This is a genomic window from Streptosporangium sp. NPDC005286 (genome assembly GCF_040607515.1).
GTDB lineage: Bacteria > Actinomycetota > Actinomycetes > Streptosporangiales > Streptosporangiaceae > Streptosporangium.
In genome coordinates this window covers 1-12753 of sequence record NZ_JBEXGU010000073.1, presented here as the reverse complement: position 1 = coordinate 12753, position 12753 = coordinate 1, and the positions used below count along the sequence as shown (strand labels likewise).

Here is a 12753-nt window from a genome sequence, read left to right as displayed (position 1 = left end):
GTTCAGCTCCTCACGACAGCAAGGACCTCGTCCCTGATCGCTGCCATCTGAATCTCGTCTGCCGCCTCGGCGTTCAGCCTGAGCAGCGGCTCTGTGTTGGACGGACGGAGGTTGAACCACCATCCTGGGCCGGAGACGGTCAGGCCGTCCAGCTCGTCGAAGGTGACGCCGTCGCGGGCGGCGAACGTCTCGCGAACCCGCTCCGTCGCCGCGGCCTGGTCGGCGACCGTACTGTTGATCTCCTCTGAGGCCGCGTAGCGGGTGTATTCGGCCAGGATCTCCGAGAGTGGCTTCGCCTGCTCGCCCAGCGCGGCCAGCACGTGCAGCGCGGCCAGCATGCCGGAGTCGGCGAACCAGAAGTCCCTGAAGTAGTAGTGGGCGGAGTGCTCGCCGCCGAAGACCGCGCCGGTCTCGGCCATCTCGGCCTTGATGAACGAGTGACCCACGCGGGTGCGGACCGGCCGGCCGCCGAGTTCGGTGACGATCTCCGGAACGCCCCTGGAGGTGATCAGGTTGTGGATGATCACGGCGCCGGGGTGCTTGACCAGCTCGCGGGCGGCGACCAGTGCGGTGATCGTGGACGGCGAGACCGATTCGCCACGCTCGTCGACCACCCAGCAACGGTCGGCGTCACCGTCGAAGGCCAGTCCGATGTCGGCGCCCACATCGAGCACCGCCTTCTGCAGGTCGCGCAGGTTGTCCGGCTCGATGGGGTTGGCCTCGTGGTTGGGGAAGGTGCCGTCGAGCTCGAAGTAGAGGGCGGTCAGCTCGATGGGCAGCCCCTCGAAGACCGTCGGGACCGTGTGCCCGCCCATCCCGTTCCCCGCGTCGACCACGACCCGCAGCGGCCGGATGCCGGAAAGGTCGACCAGGCCGCGCAGGTGGTCGGCGTAGCCACGCAGCAGGTCCCGCTCGGAGACCGTCCCGCCCCCCTGGCCGCCGAGGCCGCCCGACGCCAGGATCGCGGCGGCCCGGTCACGGATCTCGATGAGCCCGGTCTCTCCGCCGATCGGCACGGCGCCGGCCCTGCACATCTTCATGCCGTTGTAGCGGGCCGGGTTGTGGCTGGCCGTGAACATCACCCCGGGCAGGCCGAGGCTGCCACTCGCGTAGTAGAGCAGGTCCGTGGAGCCCAGCCCGGCGTGGATCACGTCGGCCCCCCGCGAGGTGGCCCCCCTGGTGAAGGCCGCCGCCAGAGGCGCCGACGACTCGCGCATGTCGTGTGCCACCACGGCGGTCGCGGCCCCGGTCACTTCCACGAAGGCCGCGCCGACCGCCTCGGCGGTCTCCTCGTCGAGTTCGTCCGGCACGACGCCACGAACGTCGTACGCTTTGAAGATCTTGACAAGGTCGCCCACTCCAGCTCCGCCCTCTGCGTCGTGTCCGCTGCCGTTGCCTTCCAGTTAGCGCTGGTCAGCGCATTGTCGGGCAGTCCGCGCCTTACGACGCGAACGTTCTCCCTCGCGGGAGTTCTCGCTTCACCGCCGACCGCCTGACCTTGCGGCCCGGTCTTACACCGGCTCCACGAGCGTTTAAAGTCTCCCCGCAACCCTGGGCGACCTGACCGTGAGCACGCTCAACGCTTCAGGAGACCAAAACCCTCGCCGGCTACGGCGAGGCCACGGCCAACCGGCCGTACCACTCTCCCAAGCATGCCAGAGCATAACGGCGCACACTCATATCCGAGCAGCTCTTGCTCCCCAGCCTAGTAGGGTCAGCGGTCGCGCTGGGGCTGAGCGGAGCGGAGCACCCGCAGATGACCCCGGCGCCCGACCTCGACGCCCTGGCCGACCGGCTCGGTGCCGCCGCTGGGGGCAGGTCTCGCGGCCTCGCGGACCGCGTTGGCGAGGGCCTCCAGGTCGTCCGTACTCGGTGTGGCGCCGTCGGTCGGCAGGCGGACCACCTCCCAACCGCGGGGGGCGGTGAGCCGCTCGGCGTGCTCGGCACACAGGTCGTAACAGTGCGGCTCGGCGTACGTCGCCAAGGGCCCGAGAACAGCGGTCGAATCGGCGTAGACGTACGTGAGCGTGAAAACGGCAGGCTGACTGCACGCGGTACGGGAACAGCGGCGGACGGGGCTCACGGTGGGACCGTATCCGGTAAGCGTCCGGGGCGCCACTATCTGAGCGCTCTTAACGAGCGTGTCGCCACAATTCGGACACGTGTCCCGGCTTCCACCCGCCTGTATGGCTTACGCCCCTCCTCCGCGCTCCCGCCACACGGCCTCCCCGGTCCCACATTCGGCACACCGCCCTCCGTCATCGGCACTCCCGCCCCACGCACTCGATACGACACCTTCCGTCACCGGCACTCCCGCCCCCGCTCGGGTCACGTCTAAGCTGGGGCCGTGAGCCCGGCACCCGGCAGACCTCGTTCTCCCCGCAGGCGCGACAGGCACGGCCGCGGCCTGCGCGGTCCGCTCGCGCCCTCGCACGTGCCGATCGCCAAGTCCCGCAGTGAGCGGTTCGACGATCTCGTCCTGGACGCCGTCGACCGGCTCAAGCCCCGGTGGGCCAAGCAGCTGGCGGCCGTGGAGTTCGCGGTCGAGGAGGTCCCGCCGATCAGCGAGCTGGGCGACGGCCCCGGGCTGCTGACCGGCGACCCGATCCCGTTCGGGCGGGCCAAGCCCGCCGACGGGAACCGCCCGGCCGTTGTGATCATTTACCGTCGCCCCCTGGAGAGCCGGTCCCGCGATCGTGACCACCTCGGCGCGATGGTGCACGAGGCGGTGGTCGAGCAGGTCGCGGGCCTGCTCGGGCTCTCTCCAGAATCGATCGACCCCGGCTTCGACGACCACGACTGACCCGTCCAAACCGCCTCTCAGGGCAGGACCGTCGCGGCGGACTCCGCGATCGGCGGGATCAGCGCCCACATCCGGGCCGCGGCCAGTGGCTGCACGGTCAGCGCCAACCCGCCCTTGAGCCGCTCGTCCATGACGCGCCCGCCGTAGACCGGCCCCGAGCCGGGCATCGGCTGCACGACCACCGCGAAGGCTCCGTCCACCTTGGGCAGTTTGACCTGCTTGGTACGCGAGGCGGAGATGTCCACCTGGAACGGCTCACCCGGATCGCCCTTGCGCGGAACCACCTGCACGCTCACCTTGCCCGCGGTGTCCGGCGCGGTCAGCAGCAGCCGGGAGGTCACCTTGCCTCCCGTACGGTTGTCGGCGACGACGCCTCCCAGGTCGACGGGGTCCGCCCCGGCGGTGAAGGCCACGTCGACCTTCGCCCCGGTGCCGGTGGCGACGAGTCCCGCGACGATCGGGGTCTCCGAGGTGAGCACCAGCGCGGACGGCTGGCCGCCGATCCCGGTGGACAGGTCGAGGGTGGCGACGGAACCGGCGGGCACCTCGACGAGCTCGCGGCCCTTGAGCGCGTACGTCCCGTCGGGGGTGAGCGCCCTGACCTCGACCAGCGTGTCGACCTCGGCGTCGGAGGCGACGAGCAGCTCGCGTTTCCCGCCGCCGCCGGGGATGCCCGGCACGACGACGCGGGTGGCGGGGGCCGCGGAGACGGGCAACCAGTCGACGCCGCGCCCGCCGTTCATGATCGCTCTGGCCGCGGCGGTGACCCGCCCGGAGCTGGTGCGCACCTGGATCGCCAGGACGAGCGCCGTGGGCGCGAGATCCCCGACCTTGATCGAACGGTTCTCGCCGGGTTTCAGGGTGAACACACCACCGCTGTCGGCGACCACGGGACCCTCGCCCGAATAGACCATGATCTCCGCGATGGCCGGGGCGAGGTCGGCGTTGGTCAGGTAGAGCGTGACCTCGGCCGCGGCCGGTCCCGGGCCGACCAGCCAGGTGCTCGCCACCGGCTCGGTGCAGCGCACCCCGGCCAGCCCTCGCTGCCTGCCCGACTTCTCCTTGCGGGTCTGCGCCACCTCCAGGCCCGCCGCCATGCTCCCGGTGGCCGTGATGACAAGGGGCGGCGACGAGGCGGGGACCTTCTCATGCCAGAGACGGCCGGGAGTGTCGAGGGTGGCGAGGGTCTTGTCGCCGGTGACCAGTGCCGCGACCCCCTGCGCCCGGCTGCCCGGCGGCGCCACCACGGCGACGGAGGTGTCGCCGGGCGATGGGCAGACCGTCGTCACCGAAGCGACGGGAACCTTCTGAACCTGTGGCGCGGGGGTGGCGACCGCCTGCGGCTGGGTGGCGGAGGCCACCCCGTACAGGGCGAGCAGGGCCACCAAGACCAGCACCAGCAGACTGAACCGGTTCTCGATCAGGGATTTCACCGGGGGGCCAGCTCTCTACGGGACTCGGGCAGGTCCTGTGGGGCGGCGGGCTGGTCGGACTCGGTACGCGAGCCGGGCGCGGCCAGCACCAGGACGACCAGCACCAGCGCGGCCTGAATCCACAGCCAGCGGCTGTGCCAGGGGTCGCCGGGCGGGGTGACGGGAACGGCGATCGGCTGGGTCAGCCGCCACACGCCGACCGAGCGGGACAGGCTCATCCTCGCCAGCGAGGGCTGCGAGTCGAGGGCGGCGCTGATCGCCGCGTCGACGGGCGCGGTCACCACGACGAACCGGACACCGTGCGCCGCCAGCACCCGGGCGTCGTCGCCGCCCCTGCCGGACACCAGCCCGGCCGTGGCGACGCGGACCCGCTCCCTGGGACCCTCGGGCACGGGGATGTCGGCCTCGCCGATCACCGGGGTACGCCCGCGCAGCACCGTGAAGAGCAGACCGTTCGGCGAGGTGCGCAGCAGCAGGGTCCGCTCGCCACCGGCGGAGTTGACCGCCGCGAGGGCGGGCATGACGTCGCGTACGGTTCCGCGGATCGGGCCGTTCACGCCCTCGACGATCCACATGCCCGCGGCGAGCAGCGGCGTGGAGAACGCGACCAGCACGACCCCGAACGCGGCGAGCCTGCGCAGCCCGCCGGCCGCCCGGAACTCCACGACCCGGTCGGCGGTGAGCGCGGCCACCACGAGCATGCCGGTGGCCGCGAAGGCCAGCGGCACACCAGGCCACGCGGGGGCCTCGACATCGCCGTTGATCGAGGTGACGGAGGTCCTGCTGACCAGGATGGCCACCAGCACACCGAAGAGGGCGACGCCCCAGCCGACCGCGATGACCATCCGGTTGCGGCGCATCAGCAGCGCGAGCAGGCAGGCGGCGATGAGACCACCGGTCACCCAGAGTGGCGGCATGCCGGGCCCGCCCGGGCTGAGCAGCAGCAACGACTGCGCGGGCAGTCCGGGGTCGACCAGCGCGGGCTGGTGCAGCCCGGCCTCCAGCAGCAGCCGCTTGGGATCCGCGACCAGCTGGGCCAGCCAGGGGAACAGCAGGACCACGGGCACGGCGAACGCCACGAGCATCGAGACGGCGACGCCCCGGCGCGGGAAGGCCAGCGCCGCCAGCGCGCCGAGGATAGCGGTCAGCGGGTAGACCAGCGGGGCGAAGGCGGTGCCGACGGCCAGCAGGAGCCCCAGGCCCCAGGCGGCGCGGCGGGCACGGCGCCGCTCCCCGGCGAGCACCGTGGTGGCGAGCGCCGCGTAGACGGGAAGCAGCACGAAGACCACCGCGGTGCCGAGCCGGCCCGCGGCGACCGCGCCGGTGGCCACCGGCAGGAGGGCGTAGGAGGAGGCCAGCCAGACCCGGGTCCAGCGGCCCGGGATCATCGACCGGGTGGCCGCGTACGCGGAGATCCCCGCCAGCGGCACGCAGCCGAGCAGCAGCAGCGAGACCGCGAGCCACGTCTTGCCGAACAGCACCGTGGAGAGCACGGCCAGCACCGCCACGTACGGCGGAGCCCACGCGTCGGTGCCCAGGCCCGTCTGGTGGTGGCTCTCACGGTAGAGATCCCACAGGTCGGAGGCCCCGCCGATCACCGGGACGAGCGCGCCGCCGCCCAGCCTGGCGCCGCCGGTCAGGGCACGCTCGGCGATCAGCGTGACCAGGGCGAGCGCCAGGAAGAGCAGGACACCCGGGTTGCCGAAGACACGCTGCATCACGCCGGCGTCGGTGAGCAGTTCCTCGCCGTCCTCCTGCTGCGGATGCGGCGAGGCGGTCATCGCGTGGTGGCGCCCCTCGGATTCCACGAACCCGCCCCCGGCCAGGTAGTTCTGGGCCCGGTCGACGAGCCGCCGGTAGCCTGCACCGGGTGGGGTGAGCAAGCGGCTGATCGCCGCGTACCCCTGCCTACGCCCCTTGGCCCGCACCCGCCGAGCCTTGATCATCCGAATGGGATGGCCGAACACCGAGCCGAACGCGAGGAACTCGTCCAGCGCGTTGGCGGGCTGCTTGGCCACCAGGAACAGCACCGTACGGAAGATGGAGCCGAACGCGTTGCGTACCAGCGCCCACAGCAGCGGTCTCAGCGGCAGATTCGCCATGACGACGAAGAGGGCGTTACGCCGGTCCAGGCGGCGGGGGTGGTCACCGCTGGCGGTGATCCGGCGACGCCGCCTGGCGGCGGCCTCGGCGTGCCAGGCGACCGCCCGGGTGACGTTCTGCACGCGGTATCCGACGGCCCTGACCCGCCAGCACAGGTCGAGGTCGTCACGGAAGAGCGGCAGGGCCGGATCGAGACCGCCGACCTCGTCCCAGACATCCCTGCGGATCAGCATGCCCGCGGTCGAGACCGAGAGCACGTCCCTGATCCCGTCGTACTGCCCCTGGTCGAACTCACGGGCCTCCAGCCCGGTGTTCCTGCGGCCGGTGCGGTCGACGGTGACGCCGACCTCCAGCAGGATCCGCCGGTCCAGCCAGTCCCGGAGCTTGGGGCCGAGCACCGCCGTCTTGGAATCCGCCTCGGCGGCCTCCAGCAGGATCCGCAGGGCATCGACGTCCGGCGCGCAGTCGTCGTGCAGCAGCCAGATCCACTCCTGCCCCCCGCCGGGGCCGAGCCTGTCGAGTACCTCGGCGACGGCCTCGCCGAAACCGGTCGAGCGCGGCAGGGTGAGCACAGCTCTGGAGCCGAGGGCTCCGGTCAGCAGCGCGGCGCTGCCGTCCCTGCTGCCGTTGTCGACCCCGACGACCCGGTCCACGGGACGGGTCTGCCGGAGCAGGGCTTCCAGGGTCTCCCCCAGCCAGCGGGAGCCGTCGTGGGAGACGACGATCGCGGTGACCGTGTGGTGGGGGCGATGGGGGCGCTGGGAGTCGGTGATGGACATACGTCCCGTGTTCAGGAGGTGTTGGTGATCGGCGCGACAACGATACGGCACCCTATGTCTGACTATGTCGTACACCTGGGCGCGCGCATGAGAAAAGGGTCACGTGACCGACGGTCACGTGACCCCATGGACATATTCATCAAGCGCCCCGAGGGGCGTCACATGCTTCCTGTCAGACCACTCGAACTTCTTCGGCGTTTCTTCAGTGGTTGGATTTCCAGACCGTCCGGACCTCGGCGTGCCCAAGCCTTCCAGCCGTCCGCTTCCCGGACGGCTCAGACCGCCTCACGCTTGATCCGCCGTCGCTCCCGCTCCGACAGTCCACCCCAGATTCCAAACCGCTCGTCGTGTTCCAGCGCGTACTCAAGACACTCGGCACGCACCTCGCAGGAGCGGCAAACCTTCTTGGCCTCGCGGGTGGAGCCTCCCTTCTCCGGGAAGAACGCCTCCGGGTCGGTCTGCGCGCACAAGGCGCGCTCCTGCCAGCCAAGCTGCTCTTCAGCGATGCTCTCCTGTGCGATGACCAGGTCGGCCACTGCACACCTCCCTGCCGCACGCCCGCAAATGGAGCCCCCCTATGAACGCCTCCCCCTTACCCACCCAGAGAAAGGCGTAACAACACGTGTGTAATTACACGCGCGTGCCCGGTGTGGCGTCAAGCGGCATGCTGGTATCCGGGGAAAGACCTGCTCTCCCCGGTTGTGGGTCGTGTGCCTGCCACGACGGCAATTGCACCAGGTGATCGCCGCGATCGCCAGGGGCTCAGTGCTCTCGGCGGTCGGAACCGTACCAGGACATGTTCTGATCCTGACCGGGGCCCACCCTCTCTCTAGCCGGGCTTTCCTAATCCATGCCCTGACCTGGGCGTTGTTCGGGCTTGTAGATCGCGGTGGGGTCTATCGGCTGCGAGTCCCACGTCCTGACGGCGAGCGCGGGGTCGCTCAGCGGGTCTCCGGAGTAGGTGCTCGGGTCGAACCTGAGCGTCGCCTCCGAGCGCGGGTCCCACTGGTGACCGCCGCCCTGAGGCTGGTACGGGGCCTGCGGGGCCGGGGGGTTCTGCGGAACCTGAGGGGCCTGGGACGCCTGCTGCGGATGCCCGAACGGGCCGTCGTAGCCGGAGGAGCCGTACTCGGGGACGCGAAGCTGCGGCTCGGTGCCCTGGGCCTGCTGCTGGTAGCTCTCCGCCTGCTGGTACGCCTGGGCCATCTGCTGTGACCTGAGGTCCACCGGGTCGGGCGCGGAATACTGCGGGCCCGGCTCGGCCGGCCGGGCGAACTCCGCGCCCGAGTAACCGCTGAACGGCTGGCCGTAGTTCTCCGGAGGCTGCGGGAAGGACTGCGCCTGGCCGTCGAACGCCTGGCCCTGGCGGCCGTCGACCGGCGGGTAGGGCGCGGGGGCCTGCTGCTCGGGCTGGTGACCGTAGCCGGACGGCTGCGAGTCCTGCTGCCCGAAGCCCTGCGGCTCGGACTGCGGGTAGCCCGGCGCCTGCGACTCCGAGCGCCAGCCGGAGCCCGCGGGCTGCGACTCCTGACCGTACGCCGGAGAGTCCGGCTGCTGGCCGAAGCCCTGCGGCTCGGGCTGCCCGTACCCGGGAGGACCGGTCTGCCCGTAGTCCGGCTGCCGCTGCTCCGAGCGGAGGCCGTACGCCGAGGAGTCGGCCTGCTGGCCGAAGCCCTGCGGTTCCGGCTGCCCGTACGCCGGGGAGTCGGGGAACTGCGGATAGCTCGGCAGCCTCGGGCTGGAGTGCCGCCCGGAACTCACCGGCTGCGACTCCTGACCGTACGCCGGAGAGTCCGGCTGCTGGCCGAAGCCCTGCGGCTCGGGCTGCCCGTACGCCGCGGAGTCGGGGAACTGCGGATAGCTCGGCAGCCGGGGTTCCGTCTGGGGCTGCTGATCCACCGGAGCGGCGTAGACCGGCGGGTCATAGGCGGCGGCCGGCGGGTCATAGGCGGCGGCCGGCGGGTCATAGGCGGCGGCCGGCGGCTCGTACGGCTTGGCCGGGGCCGGGGGCTGGACGTCGGCCGCGACGTACGGGCTCGGGGTGTAGCCCCCGGTCTGCGCGACGGGCTGGGAGACGGGCTGTGGCGACTGCGGCGGCTGCGGCACGGACTGCGCGTACCCCTGCCCCTGCGGCTCCGGCTGCTGGGGGGGCTGCGGGTAGGCGCCGGACGGGGGAGCGTACGGCTGGCTCTCGACGAGCGACGGGTAGGGAGGCTGGGGGTGCCCGTCGCCCGCCTGCGGCGCGGACGGCGCGTAGGAGGCCGCCTGCTGCCCGTACCCCTCGGAGACGTGCGCGGGCGCGGGCGGAAGCGCGGGGAGGTTCTGCGGGGGCTGCGGGACCTGGGCGGGCGGCGCCTCCTGCGGGTAACCGTGGCCGCCCAGCGGAGCCTGATCCTGCGGGTGGTGGACACCCTGCTGCGCCATCTGGCCCTGGGGGTACCCGCCCTGCCCCTGCGGGTGGTCCTGGAAGGGAACCGGCCCCTGCGCGGGAACGGGCTGCTGGGGGTAGGCGTACCCCTGCTCCCGGGGGCGCTCGGCGGGGCGGCCGAAGCCGCCCTCGGCGCGGAGGGCCCCGGCGCGCGAACCGGCGGGGACCGCCTTCGGCAGCACGTAGAGCAGTGCGACCGCGGTCAGCGCGAGGGCGGGCAGGTGGACGAGGAGGATTTCGATCTTCTCCTGGAGGTCCGTCGCACCGCCGAACAGCGCGGTGAGCAGGCTGACCGCGCCGAAGAGCACGGAGAGCCCGAGCACGCCGGCCGCCACGAGGGCCATCGGCTTCAACCGCTCGATCACCGGACCGAGGTGGGTGGCCAGCAGCACGGCGCCGACGAGCAGCGCGGCGGTTGTCGGCGAGGTGAGCTGACCCAGGTAGCCCGTCGCGCGCACGGCGAAGGACGATCCACCGAACAGCAGGCGTTCGATGCCGACGAGAACGCTCGCGGACGCGACGGCTACCATGAGCCACGCCGCCGGTTCCCGGAGCCGGCCCGCCTCGACATTGATCACAACTACCCCCATAGGGTCTTTAGGTAAACCCGGGCCAGTTTTGCACATGGCTGACTTTGCTGTTGGTAGTCCCAGGAAGCCCACCAACCTCGTAAGTGCTCCATTGCACCTTATATGTCCATAATTCGGGCATCAGGTTAGGCGATTCTGCCAGCACGGACAGCCCTCATAACGATCATGAAAAGACTGCGTCCCCCCTCTCCGGCACCCCGCCGACATCCGTAACGACCTAGTGGAACACTGGACGGCATGCGCATCGTGTCCCTCGCCGGCGGAATCGGTGGTGCCCGCTTCCTGCGGGGTCTTCTCACCGCCGCCCCCGACTCCGAGATCACCGTCATCGGCAACACCGGTGACGACATCAGTCTCTACGGCCTGCGGGTCTGCCCCGACCTCGATACCGTGATGTACACCCTGGGCGGCGGCATCGACGAGGAACAGGGCTGGGGACGACGGCAGGAGTCGCACGTCGTCAAGGAGGAACTGGCCGCCTACGGCGTCGAGCCGCAGTGGTTCGGCCTCGGCGACCGCGACTTCGCCACCCACATCGTGCGCACCCAGATGCTCGACGCCGGATACCCGCTGTCGGCGGTCACCGAGGCACTGTGCCAGCGCTGGCAGCCGGGCGTGCGCCTGATCCCGATGAGCGACGACCGGACCGAGACCCACGTGGTCATCACCGACGAGCAGGGCCGCCGCGCCATCCACTTCCAGGAGTGGTGGGTGCGGCTGCGCGCCTCGGTTCCCGCCGAGCAGATCATCCTGGTCGGCGCCGACCAGGCCTCCCCCGCCCCCGGCGTGCTGGAGGCCATCGCCGCCGCCGACGTCGTCATCCTCCCGCCGTCCAACCCGGTCGTCAGCATCGGCACGATCCTGCAGATCAAGGGCATCCGAGAGGCCCTGGAGAGCAAGACGGTCATCGGCGTCTCCCCCATCGTCGGCGGCGCCCCGGTCCGCGGCATGGCCGACGCCTGCCTGACCGCGATCGGCGTGCAGACCACCGCGCAGGCGGTCCTGGAGCTGTACGGGTCGCCGCTGGTGAACGGCTGGCTGGTCGCGGAGGAGGACGCCGGAGTGGCCCTCGCCGGCGTCGACGTCGAGGCCCGCCCGCTGATCATGCACGACGTCGAGGCCGCCGCCGCCATCGCCCGCGCGGCCCTGGACATGGCCACCCGGCTCGCGTCCTCCGCCACTCGCGAGGAGGGCTCGCGATGAGCCGGATCAGGCGTGGGCAGCGGAATCCCGCCGACGTCAGGGTGGAGATCTTCGCCGTTCCCGGCATACCCGAGGTCCACGAGGGCGACGACGTCGGGGAGCTGATCGCCACGGCTCTGCCCGACCTGCGTGACGGCGACATCCTCGTGGTCACCTCCAAGATCTCAAGCAAGGCCGAAGGCCGGGTCCTGCACGGTATGCCCCGTGCCGAGGCGGTCGGCGCGGAGACGAGGCGGGTGGTCGCCCGCAGGGGTGAGACCGTGATCGCCGAGACGAGGCACGGGTTCGTCATGGCCGCCGCCGGGGTCGACGCCTCCAACACCCGGCCGGACACGGTGGTCCTGCTGCCCGTCGACCCGGACGCCTCCGCCTCGGCCATCAGGGCGCGCGTCGCGGAACTGCTCGGCGTGTCGGTCGGTGTGATCATCTCCGACACCTTCGGCCGCCCGTGGCGCAACGGCCAGACCGACATGGCCGTCGGCGTCGCCGGGGTGACTCCCTCTCTCGACTACCGGGGCATGTCCGACGACTACGGCAACGCGCTAGAGGTCACCCTGACCGCCGTCGCCGACGAGTTCGCCGCGGCCGGAGACCTGGTCAAGGGGAAGGTCGCGCAGACCCCGGTGGCGGTGATCAGGGGCCTGCCCGAGTACACCACCGAGGACGACGGGCCGGGCATCCGCGAGCTGGTCCGCCCGTCCGCCGACGACATGTTCCGGTACGGCTCGCGCGACGTGGTCTTCGCCCGCAGAACCATCCGGGAGTTCTCCGCGGAACCCGTGGACGGCGCCAAGGTCCGCAGGGCCGTCGACGCCGCGATCGCCGCGCCCGCCCCGCACCACACGACCCCGTGGCGGTTCGTCCTGCTGGAGTCGGCGGGGGCCCGGGAGAAGCTGCTCGACGCCATGCGCGAGGCCTGGATCGCCGACCTGCGCGGCGACGGCTTCTCTGCGGAGTCGATCGCCAGGCGGGTCAGGCGGGGCGACGTGCTGCGCGCGGCCCCGTACCTGGCGGTGCCCTGCCTGGTCATGGACGGCTCGCACACCTACCGCGACGACCGGCGCAACACCGCCGAGCGGGAGATGTTCGTGGTCGCGGCCGGCGCGGGGGTGCAGAACCTCCTCGTCCAGCTCGCGGTGGAGGGGCTGGGCTCCGCGTGGGTCTCCTCCACCATGTTCTGCCGCGACGTCGTCCGCGAGGTCCTCGACCTGCCCGCCGACTGGGACCCGATGGGGGCCGTCGCCATCGGCCACCCCGCGGCCCCACCCCGCGACCGCGCCCCCCGCCGGGCATCGGACTTCATCGTCGTCCGCTAGCCGTACCCGCACATCGGGCGGTCACGACCGGCTCTTCTCGTGGGAAACGCTCGCTGCCCTTATATGTGCCTGATCGTGCTCGCGGTGGCCGCGAGCAC

The 12753-nt window shown here is 71.6% G+C and carries 9 protein-coding genes; 3 read left to right on the top strand and 6 right to left on the bottom strand.

The features are described from left to right. Positions 1 to 2: 2 nt before the first annotated feature. Both ABZU75_RS24980 and ABZU75_RS24975 read right to left on the bottom strand, forming a co-directional pair. Complete coding sequence (locus tag ABZU75_RS24980; protein ID WP_355558678.1) at positions 3 to 1358, bottom strand: phosphomannomutase/phosphoglucomutase; 1356 nt, start codon at positions 1356 to 1358, stop codon at positions 3 to 5. A gap of 356 nt (positions 1359 to 1714) precedes the next feature. After that, a complete protein-coding gene (locus tag ABZU75_RS24975; protein ID WP_030907363.1) occupies positions 1715 to 2083 on the bottom strand; it encodes a DUF3499 domain-containing protein in 369 nt (122 codons plus the stop codon). A gap of 264 nt (positions 2084 to 2347) precedes the next feature. On the opposite strand from ABZU75_RS24975, the gene ABZU75_RS24970 reads away from it, so the two are divergent. Then, the gene (locus ABZU75_RS24970; protein ID WP_355558675.1) at positions 2348 to 2803 is read left to right on the top strand and encodes a metallopeptidase family protein; all 456 of its coding nucleotides are present in this window, start codon (positions 2348 to 2350) and stop codon (positions 2801 to 2803) included. A 17-nt stretch (positions 2804 to 2820) separates the two neighbouring features. Here the strand turns inward: ABZU75_RS24970 and ABZU75_RS24965 are convergent, their stop codons facing one another. The 4 genes from ABZU75_RS24965 to ABZU75_RS24950 all read right to left on the bottom strand — a co-directional run bounded on the left by ABZU75_RS24965 (position 2821) and on the right by ABZU75_RS24950 (position 10136). Next, positions 2821 to 4236 (bottom strand): DUF5719 family protein, encoded by a 1416-nt coding sequence (locus ABZU75_RS24965; protein WP_355558672.1) that lies wholly within the window; start codon positions 4234 to 4236, stop codon positions 2821 to 2823. After that, positions 4233 to 7118, bottom strand: coding sequence for a glycosyltransferase family 2 protein (locus ABZU75_RS24960; protein WP_355558669.1), 2886 nt, complete (start codon positions 7116 to 7118; stop codon positions 4233 to 4235). Before ABZU75_RS24960 ends, ABZU75_RS24965 begins: the two co-directional genes overlap by 4 nt. A 275-nt stretch (positions 7119 to 7393) precedes the next feature. Further along, positions 7394 to 7654 carry a WhiB family transcriptional regulator gene (locus ABZU75_RS24955; RefSeq protein ID WP_037969494.1) on the bottom strand — a complete coding sequence of 87 codons (261 nt, stop codon included), beginning with the start codon at positions 7652 to 7654 and terminating at the stop codon, positions 7394 to 7396. 307 nt (positions 7655 to 7961) lie between these two features. Further along, positions 7962 to 10136: a hypothetical protein gene (locus ABZU75_RS24950; protein WP_355558665.1), complete on the bottom strand. Its 2175-nt coding sequence runs from the start codon at positions 10134 to 10136 to the stop codon at positions 7962 to 7964. Between the two features lie 237 nt (positions 10137 to 10373). Here ABZU75_RS24950 and cofD point away from each other — a divergent pair, with 237 nt between their 5' ends. Next, positions 10374 to 11339: a 2-phospho-L-lactate transferase gene (gene cofD / locus ABZU75_RS24945; RefSeq protein WP_350920780.1), complete on the top strand. Its 966-nt coding sequence runs from the start codon at positions 10374 to 10376 to the stop codon at positions 11337 to 11339. Then, positions 11336 to 12655: a coenzyme F420-0:L-glutamate ligase gene (locus ABZU75_RS24940; protein WP_355558662.1), complete on the top strand. Its 1320-nt coding sequence runs from the start codon at positions 11336 to 11338 to the stop codon at positions 12653 to 12655. The genes cofD and ABZU75_RS24940 overlap by 4 nt, the downstream gene beginning before the upstream one ends. The last annotated feature ends 98 nt before the right edge of the window (positions 12656 to 12753 follow it).